General features: G+C 67.4%; 21 protein-coding genes. 13 read left to right on the top strand and 8 right to left on the bottom strand.

What is annotated here, in order from left to right; translation table 11 throughout:
• The first annotated feature begins 43 nt into the window (after positions 1–43).
• From pncA to AC1DEL_RS03490, 10 genes are all read left to right on the top strand, one after another.
• Entirely contained in the window at positions 44–694 is a 651-nt protein-coding gene (gene pncA / locus AC1DEL_RS03535; RefSeq protein WP_441591041.1) for a bifunctional nicotinamidase/pyrazinamidase, read from the top strand.
• Between the two features lie 48 nt (positions 695–742).
• Positions 743–1,921 (top strand): acetyl-CoA C-acyltransferase, encoded by a 1,179-nt coding sequence (locus tag AC1DEL_RS03530; RefSeq protein ID WP_477125219.1) that lies wholly within the window; start codon positions 743–745, stop codon positions 1,919–1,921.
• 180 nt (positions 1,922–2,101) lie between these two features.
• Entirely contained in the window at positions 2,102–3,961 is a 1,860-nt protein-coding gene (locus tag AC1DEL_RS03525) for an acyl-CoA dehydrogenase (RefSeq protein ID WP_477125218.1), read from the top strand.
• 42 nt (positions 3,962–4,003) lie between these two features.
• Positions 4,004–4,786 (top strand): SDR family oxidoreductase, encoded by a 783-nt coding sequence (locus AC1DEL_RS03520; protein WP_092293158.1) that lies wholly within the window; start codon positions 4,004–4,006, stop codon positions 4,784–4,786.
• Positions 4,787–4,811: 25 nt separating this feature from the next.
• Positions 4,812–5,252, top strand: coding sequence for a PaaI family thioesterase (locus AC1DEL_RS03515; RefSeq protein WP_092293161.1), 441 nt, complete (start codon positions 4,812–4,814; stop codon positions 5,250–5,252).
• Positions 5,253–5,316: 64 nt separating this feature from the next.
• Complete coding sequence (locus AC1DEL_RS03510) at positions 5,317–6,330, top strand: NADP-dependent oxidoreductase (protein ID WP_092293163.1); 1,014 nt, start codon at positions 5,317–5,319, stop codon at positions 6,328–6,330.
• 33 nt (positions 6,331–6,363) lie between these two features.
• Entirely contained in the window at positions 6,364–7,206 is an 843-nt protein-coding gene (locus AC1DEL_RS03505) for a class II aldolase/adducin family protein (RefSeq protein ID WP_441591039.1), read from the top strand.
• 42 nt (positions 7,207–7,248) lie between these two features.
• A complete protein-coding gene (locus AC1DEL_RS03500) occupies positions 7,249–8,184 on the top strand; it encodes a glutathione S-transferase family protein (protein ID WP_477125217.1) in 936 nt (311 codons plus the stop codon).
• A gap of 38 nt (positions 8,185–8,222) precedes the next feature.
• Positions 8,223–9,125: an SDR family oxidoreductase gene (locus AC1DEL_RS03495; protein ID WP_441644186.1), complete on the top strand. Its 903-nt coding sequence runs from the start codon at positions 8,223–8,225 to the stop codon at positions 9,123–9,125.
• 30 nt (positions 9,126–9,155) lie between these two features.
• Positions 9,156–10,088, top strand: a complete 933-nt coding sequence (locus AC1DEL_RS03490) for an alpha/beta fold hydrolase (protein WP_454757031.1) — start codon at positions 9,156–9,158, stop codon at positions 10,086–10,088.
• Positions 10,089–10,114: 26 nt separating this feature from the next.
• On the opposite strand, the gene AC1DEL_RS03485 is transcribed toward AC1DEL_RS03490, so the two are convergent.
• Positions 10,115–10,636, bottom strand: a complete 522-nt coding sequence (locus AC1DEL_RS03485) for an O-acetyl-ADP-ribose deacetylase (RefSeq protein WP_092293176.1) — start codon at positions 10,634–10,636, stop codon at positions 10,115–10,117.
• 196 nt (positions 10,637–10,832) lie between these two features.
• On the opposite strand from AC1DEL_RS03485, the gene AC1DEL_RS03480 reads away from it, so the two are divergent.
• The 3 genes from AC1DEL_RS03480 (at position 10,833) to AC1DEL_RS03470 (ending at position 13,384) form a co-directional block, all read left to right on the top strand.
• Complete coding sequence (locus AC1DEL_RS03480) at positions 10,833–11,849, top strand: alpha/beta hydrolase (RefSeq protein WP_092293178.1); 1,017 nt, start codon at positions 10,833–10,835, stop codon at positions 11,847–11,849.
• A gap of 46 nt (positions 11,850–11,895) precedes the next feature.
• Positions 11,896–12,879 (top strand): tripartite tricarboxylate transporter substrate binding protein, encoded by a 984-nt coding sequence (locus tag AC1DEL_RS03475; protein WP_092293180.1) that lies wholly within the window; start codon positions 11,896–11,898, stop codon positions 12,877–12,879.
• A gap of 67 nt (positions 12,880–12,946) precedes the next feature.
• Positions 12,947–13,384: a YbgC/FadM family acyl-CoA thioesterase gene (locus tag AC1DEL_RS03470; protein ID WP_144195519.1), complete on the top strand. Its 438-nt coding sequence runs from the start codon at positions 12,947–12,949 to the stop codon at positions 13,382–13,384.
• Positions 13,385–13,437: 53 nt separating this feature from the next.
• Here AC1DEL_RS03470 and denD read toward each other — a convergent pair whose 3' ends face one another.
• From denD to AC1DEL_RS03435, 7 genes are all read right to left on the bottom strand, one after another.
• Positions 13,438–14,409: a D-erythronate dehydrogenase gene (denD, locus tag AC1DEL_RS03465; RefSeq protein ID WP_441591037.1), complete on the bottom strand. Its 972-nt coding sequence runs from the start codon at positions 14,407–14,409 to the stop codon at positions 13,438–13,440.
• Positions 14,410–14,439: 30 nt separating this feature from the next.
• Positions 14,440–15,222, bottom strand: coding sequence for a 2-oxo-tetronate isomerase (otnI, locus tag AC1DEL_RS03460; RefSeq protein WP_477125216.1), 783 nt, complete (start codon positions 15,220–15,222; stop codon positions 14,440–14,442).
• 24 nt (positions 15,223–15,246) lie between these two features.
• Positions 15,247–16,632 (bottom strand): MFS transporter, encoded by a 1,386-nt coding sequence (locus AC1DEL_RS03455; protein ID WP_369823377.1) that lies wholly within the window; start codon positions 16,630–16,632, stop codon positions 15,247–15,249.
• Between the two features lie 140 nt (positions 16,633–16,772).
• The gene (gene otnC, locus AC1DEL_RS03450; RefSeq protein ID WP_441591035.1) at positions 16,773–17,432 is read right to left on the bottom strand and encodes a 3-oxo-tetronate 4-phosphate decarboxylase; all 660 of its coding nucleotides are present in this window, start codon (positions 17,430–17,432) and stop codon (positions 16,773–16,775) included.
• Positions 17,429–18,733 (bottom strand): 3-oxo-tetronate kinase, encoded by a 1,305-nt coding sequence (otnK, locus tag AC1DEL_RS03445; RefSeq protein WP_477110268.1) that lies wholly within the window; start codon positions 18,731–18,733, stop codon positions 17,429–17,431. Before otnK ends, otnC begins: the two co-directional genes overlap by 4 nt.
• 12 nt (positions 18,734–18,745) lie before the next feature.
• Positions 18,746–19,642 carry an L-threonate dehydrogenase gene (gene ltnD / locus AC1DEL_RS03440; protein ID WP_092293190.1) on the bottom strand — a complete coding sequence of 299 codons (897 nt, stop codon included), beginning with the start codon at positions 19,640–19,642 and terminating at the stop codon, positions 18,746–18,748.
• Positions 19,643–19,665: 23 nt separating this feature from the next.
• A complete protein-coding gene (locus AC1DEL_RS03435; RefSeq protein ID WP_092293192.1) occupies positions 19,666–20,409 on the bottom strand; it encodes a FadR/GntR family transcriptional regulator in 744 nt (247 codons plus the stop codon).
• Positions 20,410–20,521 lie beyond the last annotated feature (112 nt).

The following is a 20,521-nucleotide window of genomic DNA, read 5'->3' as shown; positions in this document are numbered from 1 at the left end:
CACCGATATAGATAGTAGATAGCGTGAGGAAGCGGATTCGACCATGACCTACGGCGCGCAGGACTGCCTGCTGGTGATCGACGTGCAGAACGACTTCATGCCCGATGGCGCGCTGGCTGTGCCGCGGGGCGATGAAGTGGTGCCCGTCATCAACCGGCTGGCGCGGGCGTTCGGCCATGTGGTGATGACGCAGGACTGGCATCCCGCCGGGCATGCGTCGTTCGCCACCAGCCACGCCGGCCGCGCGCCGTTCCAGACCACCACGCTGGCCTATGGCGAGCAGGTGCTCTGGCCGGACCATTGCGTGCAGGAGACCCCGGGCGCCGCGCTGCATGCGGACCTGTGTATCCCGCACGCAAGGCTGGTGCTGCGCAAGGGCCATCATGCGGACGTGGACAGCTATTCCGCGTTCCTGGAGGCTGACCGCACCACCCGAACCGGGCTGGCCGGCTACCTGCGGGAGCATGGCGTCACCCGCGTCTTCTGCGCCGGGCTGGCCACGGACTACTGCGTGGCCTGGAGCGCGCTCGATGCGCGCGCCGCCGGCTTCGAGGTCGTGGTGATCGAGGACGCCTGCCGCGCCATCGACCTGAACGGCTCGCTGGAACAGGCCTGGGCGGACATGACCGCCGCCGGCGTGGTCCGGGCGACGTCGGCCCAGGTCCTGGAAGGCCATCCCGCCGCCCCACGCTGAACACACTGAATAACTCGCAAGAGACACCAAGATACCGAGGAGCAAGACATGAACGAGGCAGTCATCGTATCCACGGCCCGCACCGGGCTGGCCAAGAGCTGGAAGGGCGCATTCAACATGACCCACGGCGCGACCCTGGGCGGTCACGCGGTCCAGCACGCCATCGCGCGCGCCAAGATCGAGGCGGGTGAAGTGGAAGACGTGCTGATGGGCTGTGCCAACCCGGAAGGCGCCACCGGTGCCAACATCGCGCGCCAGATCGCCCTGCGCGCCGGCTGCCCGGTGACCGTGCCCGGCGCCACCGTGAACCGCTTCTGCTCGTCCGGCCTGCAAACCATCGCCATGGCCGCACAGCGCGTGATTGCCGATGAAGGCGACATCTTCGTGGCCGGCGGCGTGGAGTCCATCTCGTGCGTACAGCAGGAGATGAACCGCCACATGATCCAGGAAAGCTGGCTCAACAAGAACAAGCCGGAAATCTACTGGAGCATGCTCCAGACCGCCGAGAACGTGGCCAAGCGCTACAACATCTCGAAGGAGCGCCAGGACGAATACGGCGTGCGCAGCCAGCAACGTGCCGCCGCCGCGCTGGAAGCCGGCAAGTTCAAGGACGAGATCGTGCCGATGACGGTCCTCGCAGGCGTGGCCGACAAGGCCACCGGCCAGCTGATGACCAAGGAAGTGACGATCGACGCCGACGAGGGCATCCGCGCCGACACCACGCTGGAAGGCGTGTCGAAGATCCGCACCGCCATGCCCGGCGGCGTGGTCACGGCCGGCAATGCCTCGCAGTTCTCGGACGGCGCCTCGGCAGTGGTGGTGATGAACGCGAGCGTGGCGGCTGCCCGCGGCCTGCAGCCGATGGGCGTGTTCCGCGGCTTTGCCGTGGCCGGCTGCGAGCCTGACGAAATGGGCATCGGCCCGGTGTTCGCGGTGCCCAAGCTGCTGAAGAAGGCCGGCTTGAAGGTGGACGACATCGGCCTGTGGGAGCTGAACGAGGCCTTCGCGGTGCAGGTGCTCTACTGCGCCGACACCCTCGGCATTCCGATGGACCGCCTGAACGTGAACGGCGGCGCCATCGCCGTGGGCCACCCGTACGGCGTCTCCGGCGCCCGCCTGGTCGGCCATGCGCTGATCGAAGGCAAGCGCCGTGGCGTGAAGTACGTGGTCGTGACGATGTGCATCGGCGGCGGCCAGGGCGCTGCCGGGCTGTTCGAAGTGCTGTAAGTCTTCTCCCGCTTGATGGTTGTCTCCCCTCTCCCTCTGGGAGAGGGGCGGGGGAGAGGGCAGGCGGTTCAACATGCGCTATCGCATCGAGACATTCCCGCCCTCTCCCCCAACCCCTCTCCCGCAAGCGGGAGAGGGGAGCAACATCCCTCATCCCCTCAGCCCGGAGCCTCGCATTCCATGTCGCTGATTCTTTCCCGCCGTGACCTCAATTTTGTGCTCTATGAGTGGCTCAAGGCGGAGGACCTCACCCAGATTCCCCGTTACGCCGACCACTCGCGCGAGACCTTCGACGCCGCGCTGGACACCTGCGAGAAGATCGCCACGGACCTGTTCGCGCCGCACAACAAGAAGAGCGATGCCAACGAGCCGCACTTCGATGGCGAGACGGTCACCATCATTCCCGAAGTCAGCACCGCGCTGCGCGCCTTCTGCGACGCCGGCCTGATGGCCGCCGGGCAGGACTACGAGTACGGCGGCATGCAGCTGCCGGTCACGCTCGAGAAGGCCGCGTTCGCGTACTTCAAGGCGGCCAACGTCGGCACGAGTTCGTATCCGTTCCTGACCATCGGCAACGCCAACCTGCTGCTCACCCACGGCACGGCGGCGCAGATCGACACCTTTGTTCGCCCCGAACTCGAAGGCCGCTTCTTCGGCACGATGTGCCTGTCGGAGCCGCAGGCGGGCTCGTCGCTGTCGGACATCACCACGCGGGCCGACTACGAAGGCGAATCGCCGCTCGGCCAGCAATACCGGCTGCGCGGGAACAAGATGTGGATCTCGGCCGGCGAGCACGAGTTGTCGGACAACATCGTCCACCTCGTGCTGGCCAAGATTCCCGGCCCGGACGGCAAGCTGATCCCGGGCGTCAAGGGCATCTCGCTGTTCATCGTGCCGAAGTTCCTCGTCAATGGCGACGGCTCGCACGGCGAGCATAACGACGTGGTGCTGGCCGGCCTGAACCACAAGATGGGCTATCGCGGCACCACCAACTGCCTGCTGAACTTCGGCGAAGGCATGAAATATCGCCCGGACGGCAAGGCTGGCGCCATCGGCTACCTCGTGGGCGAGCCCCACAAGGGCCTGGCCTGCATGTTCCACATGATGAACGAGGCCCGCATCGGCGTGGGTCTGGGCGCGGTGACGCTGGGCTACACCGGCTACCTCCATGCGCTGGACTACGCGCGCAACCGTCCGCAGGGCCGGCCGGTCGGCCCGGGCGGCAAGGACCCGGCGAGCCCGCAGGTGAAGCTGGTCGAGCATGCCGACATCCGCCGCATGCTGCTGGCGCAGAAGAGCTATGTCGAAGGCGGCCTGGCGCTGAACCTGTACTGCGCGCGGCTGGTGGACGAGGAACACGCGGCCAAGGCTGCCGGCGAGGCCGAGCGGCACCGTGAACTGTCCCTGCTGCTCGACATCCTGACCCCGATCGCCAAGAGCTGGCCGTCGCAATGGTGTCTGGAGGCGAACAACCTCGCCATCCAGGTGCATGGCGGCTACGGCTACACGCGCGAGTACAACGTCGAACAGTTCTATCGCGATAACCGCCTGAACCCGATTCACGAAGGCACCCACGGCATTCAGGGGCTGGACCTGCTGGGCCGCAAGGTCGTGATGCAGGACGGCGCCGCGCTCCGGCTGGTGGGTGAGCGCCTGCGCGCCACGTGCGAGCGCGCCGTCGCCACCGGTGACAAGACGCTGGCCGCGCAGGCCGCCGCGCTCGGCAAGGCGTCGCAGCGGCTGGCGGAAGTCACCGCCACGCTGTGGTCCGCAGGGGACCCCAACGTCACGCTCGCCAACGCCTCGGTCTATCTGGAGGCGTTCGGCCACGTGGTGGTGGCGTGGATCTGGCTGGAGCAGGCGCTGGTGGCACAAGCCGCGCTGCCGCAGGCACAAGGCGAAGACGGCGATTTCTATCGCGGCAAGCTGGCGGCGGCGGCGTTCTTCTTCCGCTTCGAGCTGCCGAAGGTGTACCCGCAGCTCGACCTGCTGGCCACGCTGGACCGTACGACGCTGGACATGCAGGACGCCTGGTTCTGACCCCCTGCACGCCCGCATCCACAAGAAAACAAGGAGACAAGCATGCATACCATCCAGCAACTGTTCGACCTCAAGGGCCAGACCGCGCTGATCACCGGCGGCTCGCGCGGGCTCGGGCTGCAGATTGCCGAGGCGCTGGGCGAGCAGGGCGCGCGCATCGTGCTGTCCGCCCGCAAGGCCGACGAGCTGCAGGCCGCGCAGGCGCATTTGCAGTCGCGCGGCATCGAGGCCGACTGGATCGCCGCCGATGGCGCGCGTGATGACGAAATCGCGCGGCTGGCCGATGAGTCGCTGGCCCGGCTCGGCCACATCGACATCCTGGTCAACAACGCCGGCGCCACCTGGGGCGCCCCGGCCGAAGACCACCCCGTGGAAGCGTGGGACAAGGTGATGAACCTGAACATCCGCGGCCTGTTCCTGCTGACGCAGCGCGTGGGCAAGCTGTCGATGATCCCGCGCCGCCATGGCCGCGTGATCAACGTGGCGTCCATTGCCGGGCTGGCTGGCAACCCGCCGGGCAGCATGGAGACGATTGCCTACAACACTTCCAAGGGCGCCGTGGTCAACTTCACGCGCACGCTGGCGGCCGAGTGGGGCGAGCACAACATCACCGTCAACGCGCTGGCGCCGGGCTTCTTCCCGTCGAAGATGACCAAGGGCTCGCTGGAGCGGCTGGGCGTGGAGGCGATGTGCGCCGGCGTGCCGCTGCACCGCCTGGGCGACGACGAAGACCTCAAGGGCGCCGCGCTGCTGTTCGCCACGGCGGCGGGCAAGCACATCACCGGCCAGATCCTGGCCGTCGACGGTGGCGTGAGCGCGGTCTGAGCGCAACCTGAGCCCCATCTGAGCCATGACACAAGACAACGGCTTCAACCTCAAGATCCCGTTCCTGGCCGACCTCGGCGTGCGCTGCAACTTCATGGAGGGCGGGCGCAGCGAGATCGAACTCGACCTGCGCGAACGCCACCAGAACAGCTGGGACATGGCCCACGGCGGCGTGCTGATGACGCTGCTGGACGTGGCGATGGCCGTCGCCGGCCGTTCGATGGACACCGATGGCCGGGGCGTGGTCACCATCGAGATGAAAACCAGCTTTATGGCGCCGGGGCGCGGCAAGCTGCGCGCGCGTGGGCTGGCCGTGCATCGCACCTCGACCATGGTGTTCTGCGAGGGCGAGATCGTCGATGAGGCCGGCGCCATCGTCTCCAAGGCCTCAGGCACCTTCAAGTACATCAAGCGCAAGCCGCCCCAGCGCAAGCCCGGCTCGCCTGACTCCGGCGCGGACGGCTGAGTGCCGCGCCGCGTTTTCTCGTATTTTTCCGAACGTATCTCCTGACCGAGCGAAGGAACCCATCATGTCGAAGCAAACCTATCAGCGCATCGTCCTGGCATCGCGCCCCGAGGCCGCCGTCACGCCCGACAACTTCCGGCTGGAGCAGGCGCCCGTGCCGGAACTGGCCGATGGCCAGGTGCTCGTGCGCAACCACTATTTGTCGCTGGACCCGTACATGCGCGGCCGCATGAGCGAGGGCAAGTCGTACGCCAACCCGCAGCCGCTGGGCGAAGTGATGATCGGCGGCACCGTGGGCGAGGTGGCGGCGAGCAAGAATCCGAAGTGGAACGTGGGCGACAAGGTCGTCGGCATGTTCGGCTGGCAGGAATACGGCGTGACCGATGGCGGCGGCATCCAGAAGGTCGACACCACGCATATCCCGCTGTCGGCCTACCTCGGCTCGGTGGGCATGCCCGGCGTGACCGCCTGGTACGGCCTGAACAAGATCATCGCGCCGAAGGCGGGCGAGACCATCGTGGTCAGCGCCGCGTCCGGCGCGGTGGGCAGCGTGGTGGGCCAGTTGGCCAAGCTGGCCGGCTGCCGCGTGATCGGCGTGGCCGGTGGCAAGGACAAGTGCGACTACGTGGTCAAGGAACTCGGCTTCGACGCCTGCGTGGACTACAAGGCCGCCAAGGACGCCAAGGAACTCTATGCGATGGTCAAGGAAGTCACCCCGGACGGCATCGACGGTTACTTCGAGAACGTGGGCGGCGACATCCTCGACGTGGTGCTGGCCCGCCTGAACGCCTTCGCGCGCGTGGCGGTGTGCGGCCTGATCGCCGGCTACGACGGCCAGGACATGCCGATCCGCAATCCGCGGGCGATCCTTGTATCGCGTGCACGCATCGAGGGCTTTATCGTCTCCGAGCACATGGACGTCTGGCCGCAGGCGCTCAAGGAACTGGGCACCTACGTCGCCCAAGGCAAGATCAAGTTCCGCGAGAGCATTGCCGAAGGGCTGGCCAGCGCGCCGGAAGCCTTTATCGGCCTGCTGAAGGGCAAGAACTTCGGCAAGCAGCTCGTGAAGCTGGTCTGACGCTAAACGTATACATATAGAGGGAGACACCCCATGAACGCCCCGCAATCCGCACCCCGCCCCGACGACATGGCCGAGGGCCTGTCCGAGGAGGTCAAGGCCCGCTACCGCAACCTGCCGCGCCCGCCCAAGTTCGACACCCCGGCGCAGGAGCGGCTGCACCGCAAGCAGCGGCTGGCGGCGGCGTTCCGGCTGTTCTCGAAATTCGGATTCGATGAAGGCGTGGCTGGCCATATCACCGCGCGCGACCCCGAGTTCGAGGACACCTTCTGGGTCAACCCGTTCGGCGTCCATTTCAGCCAGGTGACGGTGTCGAACCTGATCCGCTGCGACCACCACGGCAACGTGGTGGAGGGCGACTACCCGGTCAACGCGGCGGCGTTCGCCATCCACTCGCGCGTGCACGGGACCCGGCCGGACGCCGTGGCGGCGGCGCACTCGCACAGCACCCATGGCCGCGCGTGGTCCACGCTGGGCCGCAAGCTCGATCCGCTGACCCAGGACGTCTGCGCCTTCTACGACGACCACGCGCTGTATGACGACTTCGGCGGCGTGGTGGTGGAACTCGACGAAGGCCAGCGCATTGCCAACGCGCTGGGCGACAACAAGGCCGCCATCCTCCAGAACCACGGCCTGCTGACCGTCGGCAAGACCGTGGACGAGGCCGCGTGGTGGTTCATCACGATGGAGCGCTCGTGCCAGGTGCAACTGCTGGCGGAGGCCGCGGCGGCGCGTACCAACGCCCCGCTCAAGATGATTGGCGAGGCAGCGGCGCGGCAGGCATACTCCATCGTCGGTACCGCACAGGCGGGCTGGTTCCAGTTCCAGCCGCTGTACGCGCGCATCGTGCGCGAGCAGCCCGACCTCCTGGAATAAGCCCCCAATCGATCCAACCCGACCTGACCGGACCCGCATCGCATGCCTGACATCATCCTGCATCAGTACGCCACCTCGCCGTTTTCCGAGAAGATTCGTCTCGTACTCGGCGCCAAGGGCTTGACCTGGAACGCGGTGGAGATCCCACCCATTCTGCCCAAGCCCGACCTGCTGGCGCTGACCGGCGGCTACCGGCGCACCCCGGTGATGCAGATTGGCGCGGACATCTATTGCGATACGGCGCTGATCTGCGACGTGCTGGACCGGCTGGCCCCCCAGCCGCCGCTCTATCCGGCCATCCAGGCTGCCTCGGCGCGGTTGGCGGCGGGGTGGATCGACAGCGCGCTGTTCACGGCCTCGGTCACCTACACGATGCAGCCAGCCGGCGTGCAGGCGATGCTGGCGCACCTGACGCCGGGCCAGGTGCAGGCGTTCATCGCCGACCGCAAGGCCATGCGCGGCGATACCAACGCGCTGCGCATGCCGCTGCCCGAGGCCGCCGCGATGCTCCACGACACGCTGGGCCGCCTGCAGGAGCAGTTCGCAGCCGGCGTGCCGCATGTGGCCGGCCCGGAATTGTCGATTGCCGATTTCTCGCTGTTCCACAACCTCTGGTTCATCCGCCGCGCCACGCCGCTGGCGGCGATCCTCGACGGCTACCCGCTGGTCAAGACCTGGTTCGCGCGCATGCAGGCGTACGGCCACGGCAAGCTGCGCGTGGTGCCGCCCGAGACCGCCATCGCCGACGCGCTGAACCACGACCCGCTGCCGCACGACACCACCATCCTGCCGGGCAGCGGCCTGGCGGCGGGCGACCCGGTCACGGTCACGCCCACCGATTATGCGAAGGATCCCGTCGCCGGCGTGCTGCTGACGCTGACCGGCCACGTGGTCACCATCCGCCGGCAGGACCCGCGTGCCGGCGCCGTCAACGTCCATTTCCCGCGGCAGGGCTACCACGTGCAGTCCGCCGCCTGACATCCCTATATAAGAAGGCATCTGCCGGAGGAGACGATATGAAGCAGTTCGAGAGCAAGGTGGCGGTGATCACCGGCGGCGCGTCCGGTTTCGGCAAGGAGTTCGCCCGGATCGGCGCTTCGCTGGGCATGAAGCTGGTGCTGGCCGATGTGCAGGAGGATGCACTCGACACAACCGTCGCCGAATTCAAGGCGCAGGGCGTGCAAGTCATCGGCCTGCGCACCGATGTGTCGCGCGCCGAAGACATGCAGGCGCTGGCTGACGCGGCGATGACCGCGTTCGGCGAAGTCCACCTGCTGTTCAACAACGCCGGCGTCGGCGCGGGCGGGCTGCTCTGGGAAAACACCCAGAAGGACTGGGACTGGGTGCTCGGCGTGAACCTCTACGGCGTGATCCACGGCGTGCGGATCTTCACCCCGCTGATGCTGGCCGCCGCCGCGAAGGACCCGGCCTACCAGGGCCATATCGTCAATACGGCGTCGATGGCGGGGCTGCTGAACCCGCCGGCGATGGGGGTCTACAACGTCTCCAAGCACGCGGTGGTGTCGCTATCGGAATCGCTCTACCAGGATCTGAGCCTGGTCACGGAGCAGGTGCATTGCTCGGTGCTGTGCCCGTACTTCGTGCCGACCGGCATCAGCCAGTCGCAGCGCAACCGGCCGGCCGGGCTGGCCAATGAGGCACCGCCCACGCGCTCGCAACTGGTGTCGCAGGCATTGTCGGACAAGGCCGTCCATTCGGGCAAGGTGACGGCGGCCGATGTGGCGCAGCTCACTTTCGACGCCATCCGCGACGAAAGCTTCTATATTTACTCCCACCCGCAGGCGCTGGAGACGGTGCGGCAACGCATGGAGGACATCGTCGGCCAGCGCAATCCGGGCGATCCGTTCGGCGACAAGAAAGAAGTGCGCGCCGGCCTGATCGCCGCGCTGCGCGGCTGAACCGAGCCACCCTAACGTAAAGGAGTGGCGATGGAGACCGCGATGACCGCACCCGCTGTGATTCAGCACCTGCAGTTTGCCAACCTGCCCAACGGCACCCGCCTCCATTACGCGAGCGCCGGGGAGCAGGGCAGGCCGCTGATCCTGTTCGTGCATGGCTTTCCCGAGTTCTGGTACGCCTGGGAGCACCAGTTGGCGCAGTTCGGCCAGACCCATTTCGCCGTGGCGCCGGACCTGCGTGGGTTCAACCTGTCCAGCAAGCCGGCCGAGCCGGACGCCTACAAACCGAAGCATCTGGTCGAGGATCTCGTGCAGTTCGTGCGCGCGCTGGGCTACCAGCGCTGCGTGGTGGTGGCGCACGACTGGGGCGGGGCGATCTGCTGGAACCTCGCCATCCAGCATCCGGATCTGGTCGAGCAGTTGATCATCATCAACTCGCCCCATCCCTATGTGTTTGCGCGCGCGCTGTCGGCCGATGCGGCGCAGCAAAAGGCGTCGGGCTATATGAACTGGCTGCGCAAGCCGGGGTCCGAGCAGGCGCTGGCCGCTGACGAATTCGCGCTGCTGGAGAAGATGCTGACGGGCGATGCCGACCGGCTGCCCGCCTGGTTCAACGGCGAGACGCGCACGCGGTACCACGCGGCGTGGTCGCAGCCGGGCGATGCCGGGAGCCATCCGCTTACGGGGGGCGTGAACTACTACCGCGCCTCGCCGATGCACCCGCCCGGGCCGGGCGAAGCCGCGCCGGACATCTCGCGGCTCGATCCGTCGGCCTTCGTCGTACGCGTGCCCACGCTGGTGATCTGGGGCGAGAACGACCGCGCGCTACCGAAGACGCTCGCGGACGGGCTGGAGGACTTCGTCCCCGACCTGCGCCTGGAGCGGATTCCGGAAGGCACGCACTGGATCATCCACGAGCAGCCCGAGCGGATCAATCTGCTGATCCGCAGCGCGCTGCCGTGATCGATCGTGGAGGGTGGTGAAGGTGACTAGGTGAGCCGCTCGCGATACAGGCGGTAGTTCTCGTCATCGAAGCAGACGAAGGTCACCTGCTCCAGGCTCGGCGCCTTGGGCAGGGCGTCCCGCACGGCGCGGATGGCGATGTCCACGGCGCGCTCGCGCGGAAAGCCGTAGATGCCGGTGCTGATGTTCGGGAAGGCGAGGGTGCGCAGGCCCTGCTCGCCGGCCAGCCGCACGCTGTTGCGGTAGGCGTTGGCCAGCAGCGCGTCCTCGTTCTGGCTCCCGCCTTTCCAGACCGGCCCCACCGCATGGATGACATAGGGCGCCGGCAGCAGGCCGCCCGTGGTGATGACCGCTTCGCCGGTCGGGCAGCCGCCCTGTGCATCGCGGATCGCCCGGCACGCGTTCATGATGGCCGGCCCGCCCGCGCCGTGGATGGCGCCGTCCACACCCCCGCCGCCCAACAAGCCGTTGTTCGCGGCATTGACGATGGCATCGACCTCCAGCCGCGTAATATCCCCGTGTACAACCTGCAAGTGCTCGCCTGTCATGGTGTCTCCCGATGGAATACGCTCTCAGCATAGCCGCTGATGTGGTCGATGATCGCGCAAAAGCGTCGCCAAAACACATCGCCGGAATGATTTCGTCATGCTGCAACCGCAAAACGCTGGCATGATACGGAAAACGAACGATCGTTCACTATTCGAACCTCGACAATATTCAGAGACAGCTTCCTCGGGTCAGTCCATGTCCGCCAAGCCTTTGCCGACCGATTCCGCGTCCGGTGTTCCTCCTGGCAAGTCCTCCCAGCCGCTCGACCCGCAAGTTGCGCAGTTGCTGGACCTGATCGCGCGCGCCAAGCGCCCGCCGATCCACGCGCTGGACGTGGCGGACGCCAAGATTGCGTACGAGAAAAGCGCCCCGATCCTCGATATTTCGCCGCCGCCCGTCCATGACGTGGAGAACTTCGCCATCCCGGCGCGCGACGGCCATCAGATTCCGGTGCGGCTCTATGCACCGCGCGAGGCAAGCTGGGCCGATCCGCTGCCGTTGCTGGTGTATTTCCACGGCGGCGGGTTTACAGTGGGGAGTGTCAATTCGCACGATGCGCTGTGCCGCACGTTCTGCATGGGCGCGGAATGCCTGGTGTTGTCGGTGGACTACCGGCTCGGGCCGGACTGGAAATTCCCGACGGCCGCCAACGATGCGTTCGACGCGCTGCACTGGGTCGTCGCCGAAGCCGAGCGGCTGGGCGCCGACCCGGCCCGGATCGCGCTCGGCGGCGACAGCGCCGGCGGCACGCTGGCCGCAGCCAGCGCCGTGGCGGCCCGCAACGCCGGCCTGGCGCCGGTGCTGCAACTGCTGATCTATCCAGGCACGAGCGCGCGGCAGGACACACCCTCGCACCGCGCACTGGCCGAGGGCTACCTGCTCACTGGCGACATGATCCAGTGGTTCTTTTCGCACTATCTGGGCCAGGACGCCGACCGTGACGACTGGCGCTTCGCGCCGCTGGACGGGGGCGGTACCGGCGCCGATGTGCGCGGGGTATGCCCGGCCTGGATCGCCGTGGCCGGCTACGACCCCTTGCATGACGAGGGCGTGGCCTACGCCGCCAAGCTCCAGGCGGCGGGCGTGCCGGCCACGCTGGTCGACTATCCGTCGATGATTCACGATTTTTTCAAGCTCGGCCGCTTCGTGCCGGCTGTACTACAGGCGCACGCCGACGCCAACGGCGCGCTCCGTCAAGCATTCAAGACCTGAAGTCGCAATATTGCAGAACTGCAGCAGAAGAAGGAGACATTGACTTATGCAACGCCGCCATTTCATCGCCCGTGCGGGCATGCTCGCCGCCACGGCCGCGATCGGTTTCGCAGCCCTGCCGGCCCACGCGCAGGCGGACAAATTCCCAACCCGGCCGATCCGCCTGATCATCGGCTACACGGCGGGCGGTTCCACCGACATCCCGTTCCGTGTGCTGGCCGACAACGCCTCGAAGATCCTCGGCCAGCCCGTGATCGTCGAGAACAAGCCGGGTGCCGGCGGCGTGCTGCCGGCCCAGTTGATGCAATCCACGGCGCCTGACGGCTACACGCTGGCCCAGGTCGCCATGCCGGTCTACCGCCTGCCGTACACCACCAAGATCAACTGGGATCCGGTGAAGGACCTGTCGTACGTCATCAACCTGGCCGGGTATTCGTTCGGTCTGGTGGTGCCGGCCGATTCGCCGATCAAGACGATGCAGGAGTACGTGGCCTACGCCAAGGCCAATCCGGGCAAGCTGACCTACGGCTCGCCAGGCTCGATGACCACGCTGCACCTGACCATGGAAGAACTGGCCATGCGCCAGGGCGTGCAGTTCTCGCATATTCCTTACAAAGGCAACTCGGAATCGATGCAGGCCCTGCTGGGCGGCCACGTGATGTCGGTGGCGGACACGCCGGCGTGGGCGCAGTATGTGGAGCAGGGCAAGCTGCGCCTGCTGTCCACCTGGGGCGAGAAGCGCTCGGCGCGCTTCCCGAACGTGCCGACGCTAAAGGAACTCGGCATGGGCATCGTCCAGACGTCGCCGTTCGGGCTGGTGGTGCCGAAGGGCACGGACCCGAAGATCGTGCAGAAACTGCATGACGCGTTCAAGAAGGCGATGGAAATGCCGAACTACCGCGAGTCGCTCGCCAAGTTCGACATGGAGCCGTACTACATGAGCAGCGAGCAGTACGCGGCTTTCGCCGCCGAGACGGTCAAGAAGGAAAAGGCCATCATCGAGAAGCTGGGCCTGGCCAAGGCACAGTAATTCGCTGAATGTCGATGACATGCGGGCGCCCCTCGAGGCGCCCGTATTGGCTTGGGGAATACGAAACATGGCGAAAGAGGATTTCCGCCACAGCGTGCCGCTGCGCGTGCGCTGGGCCGAGGTGGACCCGCAGTCCATCGTCTTCAACGCGCACTACCTGACGTATTGCGATATCTGCGTGACCGAGTACTGGCGCGCGGTGGGCATCCGCTATCCCGAAGACGTCCTCCACGCGCACGGCGTGGACATCTTCGTGGTGAAGTCGACCCTGGAATACCACGCCTCGGCGCGGTTCGACGACATGCTGGAGATCCGCGGCCGCATGGCCCGCCTGGGCCGCTCGAGCATGCTGTTCCGCGTGGAAATGTATCGCGGCGACGAACACCTGATCACCGGGGAGGTGATCTACGTCTGCGCTGACCCGGCCACGCAGAAATCGGCCCCGATCCCCGGGCAGGTCAGGGAGACGATCGAGGCGTACGAGGTGGTGAAGCCGGAGCGGTAGGGCGGAGGCTTTCGGGGACGAAAACCTCCGCAATCGAACCGCAGTCGGACGGTTTAGCCCCCGATTCCCGCATCCTCCATATAGCCGCGGATCACGTCATCGAAGCTCGCGTCGCTCTGGAAGCCCAGTTCGACGGCGCGGGTGACGTCCCATGCCGCCGGCCAGGTGCCGACGATGTTCTCGATGCGTTCTTCGCGCTGCCAGGTGACGCGGTCGGCCACGGTGTCGCCGGCCACGCGCCGGAGCGCCTCGACCATTTGCTTGGCGGTTACCGACAGGCCCGGCAGGTTCACCACGCGGCGGTTGCCGAAGCGCGCGCCGTCCAGTTCCAGGCCGTTGACCAGCGCCGTGATGGCGCCGCGCGGCGAGAGCAGCCACAGCGACGTCTCGGGGGCCACCGGGCAGTTGGCGGCCTCGCCGGCCAGCGGTTCGCGGATGATGCCGCTGGCGAACGACGACGCCGCCGCGTTGGGCTTGCCCGGGCGGACGCTGATGGTCGGCAGGCGCAGCACGCGGCCATCGACGAAGCCGCGTCGGCTGTAGTCGGACAGCAGCAGTTCGCCGATGGCCTTCTGCGCGCCATACGACGACTGCGGGTTCAGCGCGGTGTCGTCCTGCACTACGGCCGGCAGCTTGCCGCCATAGACGGCCACCGAACTCGTGAACACCACGCGCGGGCGGTGGCCCAGCTGGCGGCAGGTTTCGAGCAGCGCGCGCGAGGCATCGAGGTTCACGCGCATGCCGAGGTCGAAGTCGGCCTCGGCTTGCCCGCTGACCACGGCGGCCAGGTGGAACACGGCGCCGGTATCGGCATCCATCGCGCGGGCCAGCACGGCCGGGTCGGAGAGGTCGCCGGTGACCACGCGCACGCGCGCATCGTCGATCTGCGGCGCCACCACGTCCAGCAGCGTCAGGCGGTCGATCGTGACGGCCTTGCCGTCGAGGTTCAGGCTGCCGCGCTTGAGCAGCAGGCGGGCCAGTTGCAGGCCGAGGAAGCCGGCGCCGCCGGTAATCAGTACATTCATGGTTGCAGCTCAGTCGTGTAGACGTTCAGTTCAGCGATTGAGGTACGGCGTCAGCCAGCCGAGACCCGCCGAGGTGCCCGCGCGCGGGCGGTACTCGCAGCCGATCCAGCCGTCGTAGCCGAGTTCGTCGATCACGTTGAACAGGTAGGGATAGTTCAGTTCGCCCAGATCCGGCTCGTGGCGGTCCGGCACGCCGGCGATCTGGATATGGCCGATGCCCGCGAAGTCGCGCTTGAGCTTGACCGCGAGGTCGCCCTCGACGATCTGGCAGTGGTAGCAGTCGAACTGCACCTTCAGGTTGGCGGCGCCCACCTGCTGGCAGATGGCCTGGCCGTCGTCCTGGCGGTTCAGGAAGTAGCCCGGCATGTCGCGCGTGTTGATCGGCTCGATCAGCACCGTCACGCCCTGCGCGGCGGCCGAGGCGGCGGCATAGGCCAGGTTCTCGAGATACGTGGCACGCGCCTTCGCGCGGTCCGCATCGGCCGGCACCAGGCCGGCCATCACGTGGACGCGGTCGTTGCCGATCACGCCGGCGTACTCGAGCGCCCGCGCGAACGCGGTGCGGAACTCGGTTTCGCGGCCGGGCAGGGCGGCGATGCCGCGCTCGCCCGCGCCCCAGTCGCCCGGCGGCGCATTGAACAGTGCCTGGGTCAGCCCGTTGTCATCGAGCCGCTTGCGGATCTCGGCGGCCGGATGATCGTACGGGAACAGGTATTCCACCGCCTGGAAACCGTCCGCCGCCGCGGCGGCGAACCGGTCCAGAAAATCGTGCTCGGTGTACATCATCGAGAGGTTCGCGGCAAAGCGCGGCATGGCGGTCTCCTAGGAGGAATGGAATCAGCGGTTGACCATCTTAGCGGGCGTCAGCCACACCAGCAGCGCGCCCACCACCAGGATGCCGGACAGCACATACATCGGCAGCTGCGTGCTGTGGGTCAGATCCTTCAGCGTGCCCACCATGTACGGCGAGACAAAGCCGGCGAGGTTGCCCACCGAGTTGACCACGGCGATGCCCGATGCGGCGGCGATGCCCGACAGGAACGCCGTCGGCAGCGACCAGAACAGCGGTGCGCAGGTCAACACCCCGGCGGCCGCCAGGGACAGCGCGGCGATGGCTACCACGGTATTGTCGGTGAACGAGGCCGCGATGGCAAAGCCCACGGCACCCATCAGGGCCGGCACGATCAGGTGCCAGCGGCGTTCGCGACGGGCGTCGGCGCTGTGGCCGAGGATGTTCATGACGACGATGGCGCAGACGAACGGAATCGCCGAGAGCAGGCCGATCTTCAGGTTGCCGCTTACGCCGCTGGCCTTGACCAGGGTCGGCATCCAGAACGTCAGCGCGTACTGGCCGGTCACGAAGCAGAAGTAGATCAGGCACATCCACCACACGCGGCGGTCGCTGAACACGGCGCCGAGCGAATGCACGCCGCGCTGGCCGTTGGCCGTGGCGGCGGCGCTGGCGTTGCGCTCGTCTTCCTCGATATTGCGCTTGAGCACGCGCTTTTCATCGGCGTCGAGCCACGGGGCCTTGTCGATGCCGTCGCGCAGCACGAAGACCGTGACGACACCGATCAGGAATGCCGGCAGGGCCTCGATGAAGAACATCCACTGCCAGCCGGCCCAGCCGTGCGTGTCGTGGAAGGCGTCCATGATCCAGCCCGAGAGCGGGTTGCCGAACATGCCGGCCACCGGAATGCCCGACATGAACAGCGCGATCATCTTGGCGCGGCGGTCGGCCGGGAACCAGTAGGTGAGGTACAGGATCACGCCGGGATAGAAGCCCGCTTCAGCCAAACCGAGCAGGAAGCGCATGATGTAGAACGTGGTCGGCGTCTTCACGAACACGAAGAGCGCCGAGATGATGCCCCACGTGATCATGATCCGCGCGATCCAGATGCGCGCGCCGATGCGGTGCATCAGCAGGTTGCTGGGCACCTCGAACAGGAAGTAGCCGATGAAGAACAGCCCGGCGCCGAGGCCGAACACGGTTTCCGAGAATTGCAGGTCCTGGGCCATCTGCAGCTTGGCGAAGCCCACGTTCACGCGATCGAGGTAGGCGATCACGTAGCAGAGCATCAGGAACGGCATGATGCGCCAGAACACCTTCTTGTAGGCGCGTTTCTCGATGACGGCGTCGGCGTCGAGCCGGCCGCTGGCGGGAATGGCAGCCGCGCCGGCCGCCGTGTGGGAAGTATTCACGTTTGAGGTCTCCAATTTCATGGCCGTCGGATGACGGCCGGCAATCGTTGGCGCGCACGCATCCCGCGCGGGGCCGGGGGCACCACGCAGCTCGCGTCGCGAAAATCGTCGCGTTTTGTCCTAGGGGGGCGTTCTACTGATCGACGTCGGGCCTGCCCGGGCTACCAGCGCGCCTTGAAGGCGTCGCGCAGCTCGGTCAACGCAGCCTCATCGAGGCTGGCGCGGTCGGCAAAGCCGGCCTGGTCCTTGAGCATCATCCATAACTTGGCGGTCTCCTCCAGTTCTTCCAGCGCGTACGCCGCGCGCGAGACACTGTCTTCCCACACCACCGGCCCGAGGCGCGCCAGCAGCACGCCGCGCACGTCGTTGGCCAGCGTGGCCACGCGCGCGGCCACGGCTGGGTCGCCGGGACGGTGGTAGGGAATCAGCGGTATATGACCCACCTTCATCACGTGGTACGGCGTGAGAGGGGGCAGGACATCGTCGGGCTGCCAGACGCCAGCCAGCGTCAGCGCCACCAGGTGCGTGGAGTGGGTATGGACCACGCCATGCACGTTCGGATTGTTGTCGTAGACGGCGCGGTGCAGCGTCAGCGTCTTGGACGGCTTGTCGCCGGACACCCAACTGCCGTCCAGGCCGACCTTGGCCACGGCGGCCGGGTCGAGCGTGCCGAGGCAGGCGTCGGTCGGCGTGATCAGCCAGCCGTCATCGAGCCGGGCACTGATATTGCCCGCCGTGCCGACCGTGTAGCCGCGCTGGTAGAGGCTGACGCCGACGCGGCAGATCTCCTCGCGCAGCGCGGATTCCGTCTTGCCGCTCATTGCGCCGCTCCCAGCGCGCGCAGCGCCTCGTCGAAGAAATTCTCGCCGCCGAAGTTGCCCGATTTCAGGGCCAGCGCAAGTGGCGTGGCGTCCAGCGTGACCGTGGCGGGCACGCCCGGCGCGATCTGCGTGCCGATACGCAGCGCCTGCACGGCGAGCGACTGGACCACGGCGCCGGAGGTCTCGCCGCCGGCCACCACGAAGCGGCGCGTGCCCGAGGCCTTGAGCGCGGCGGCGATGCCAGCCAGCGCGGCCTCCACCAGATGGCCGGCGCGCTCCACGCCCAGTTCGGCCTGCACGGCCTTGACCTGATCCGGGGTGGCGGTGGCGTAGATCAGCACGGGTTCAGCGCGATCGGCGGCAAAGGCCAGCGCCTCGTCCACCACCGGCTCGCCACGGGCCAGCCGGAGGGGGTCGATGCGCAGGGCGGGGCGCTTCTGGGCGATCCAGTGCGCTACCTGCCCATTGGTGGCGCGCGACGCGCTGCCAGCCAGCACCACACCGTGGCCATCGACGGACGGCACCTCGGCGGCATCCACGCGTTGCGGCAGCAGGCCGGCACGGCGGAAGTTCTCGGGCAAGCCCAGGGCGATACCGGAGCCGCCGGTGATCAGCGGCAGGTCGGCGCAGGCCTGGCCGAGCGTGAACAGGTCGGCGTCGGAGATCGCATCGGCAATCGCCAGCCGCGCGCCTTCGGCACGCAGGGCGCCGATGCGCGTGCGGGTCTCGTCGGCACCGCGCGCCACGCTGTCGTAGCGCAGCAGGCCGACCTTGCTCTGGCTCTGGCGTTGCAGCACGCGCACCAGGTTGGCGTCGGTCATCGGCGTGAGCGGATGGTGTTCCATGCCGGACTCGCTCAGCAGCGTATCGGCCACGAACAGGTGACCGCGGAAGATGGTGCGGCCGTTCTCTGGGAAGGCCGGGCAGGCGATGGTGAAGTCGCTGCCCAGCGCCTCGAGCAGCGCCTCGGCCACGGGGCCGATGTTGCCGGCGTCCGTCGAATCGAAGGTTGAGCAGTACTTGAACACGAACTGGCGGCAGCCCTGGGCGCGCAGCCAGGCCAGCGCGGCCAGCGATTGCGCGACGGCGTCGGCGGCCGGGATGGTGCGGGACTTCAGCGCCACGACGATGGCGTCCGCCTGCACGGCGTCATTGGCCGTGCCGGATGCCGGCACGCCAATCGTCTGCACGGTGCGCATGCCATTGCGGACCAGCGTGTTGGCGAGGTCGGTGGCGCCGGTGAAGTCGTCAGCAATGCAGCCGAGCAGGGGCGTGTGGGTCGATGGGGTCGATGCAGTCATCATCGCGCTCCCTTACTTGGCCTTGGCCGCCGGCAGTTCGATGCCGGGGAAGATCTTGATCACGGCCGAGTCGTCCTCGCCGCCGTGGCCGGCGGTGGAGGCCATCATGAACATCTGGTGTGCGGCGGCGGACAGCGGCAGCGGGAATTTGCTGGTGCGCGCGGTGTCGAGCACCATCCCCAGATCCTTGACGAAGATGTCAACGGCGGACAGCGGGGTGTAGTCGCCGGAGAGGATGTGCGGCACGCGGTTCTCGAACATCCACGAGTTGCCGGCGCTGTGCGTGATGACGTCGTAGAGCGCGTCCGGGTCCACGCCCTCGCGCAGGCCCAGCGCCATGGCCTCGGCGGCGGCGGCGATATGCACGCCGGCCAGCAGCTGGTTGATGATCTTGACCTTGGAGCCGGCACCGTGCGCGTCGCCCAGGCGGTAGACCTTGCCCGCCATCGCGGCCAGCACGTCCTCGGCCAGCGCGTAGGCCTCGGCGGGGCCGGAGGTCATCATGGTCATTTCGCCGCTGGCGGCGCGGGCTGCGCCACCGGAGACCGGTGCGTCCAGCAGCAGCAGGCCGCGCTCGGCCAGCCGCTTGCCCAGCGTCTCGGCGAAGACGGGCGGCACGGTGGCGCTGGCGATGACCAGCTTGCCGGCGGACATGGCCGGCACGGCCCCGTTGTCACCGAACAGCACCGCTTCCGTTTGCGCGGCGTTCACCACCAGCGTGATGACCACGTCGCAACGTTCGCCGAGTTCGGCCGGATTGGCGCACGGCACACCGCCGGCATCGGCAAAGCGTTGCAGCACCTCGGGGCGCAGGTCGCAGGCGTGGACCTTGAAACCGGCACGCAGCAGCGACTGCGCGACACCATTGCCCATTGCGCCCAAACCGATGACGCCGACATTGCGGGACATATTGAATCTCCTACGGAAGTGTTTCAGTGCGAGCGGAGGCCGTCGCGTTCGGCCGGCGTGTCCTCGCCCAGTTGGGCGAGGCGGCGCGCGGCGTTGTACATGTGGGTCTGCGCGGCGTTGCGCGCGGCATCGGCATCGCCGGCGCGGATGGCCGCGACGATGGTCTGGTGTTCCTCGCGCACCTGGCGCGAGAAGTCCTCGCGGCGGGCTTCGTTGGTGCGGGTCACCCGCGTGGCGGTTTCGAGGTACTGGCTCAGGAAGGCCAGCGTCTTCAGGAAATAGGGGTTGCCGGTGGCTTCGGCGATGGCACGGTGGAAGGCCACGTCCGCCTGCACGCCATCGCCGCCTTCGGCCACGGTGGCATCGAGGTGCGCCAGCGCGGCGTCGATATTGGTCATGGCCGTATCGGTGCGGCGGCGCGCGGCCTGCGCGGCTACCTCGGCTTCGATCGAACGGCGCAGTTCCACGATCTGGAGCACCGATTCGAGCGTGCCGGTATCGGTGTAGTCGATGCGCAGCGGCCGGATGCCCGCCTGATCGGTGACGAATACGCCGCTTCCCTGGCGCGATTCCACCAGCCCCTCGTACTTCAGCCGGGCAATCGCCTCGCGGACCACGGTGCGGCTGACGCCGAATTCCTCGGACAGCACGGCCTCTGTCGGCAACTTGGCGCCGCGCGGGAAGGCGCCACCCTCGATCTTCTCGAGCAGTTGTTCGGCAACGCTGTCGGTCAGGGCGCGGGCGGGAATTTTCTGGAAGACGGGCACGGCGAGGGAGGGCAGTGATCAGGTAGTCAGGTCATCATACAAATTTTCGGCGCGCCTGCCGACCGGGGAAACCCTAGGATGTTTGGTGCATTGCGTTACGATTCGCCCGTTG

This window comes from Cupriavidus sp. 10L43_2 (assembly GCF_056395265.1).
The sequence above is the reverse complement of the archived record's forward strand: the minus strand, read 5'-3'. Positions and strand labels throughout refer to the sequence as shown.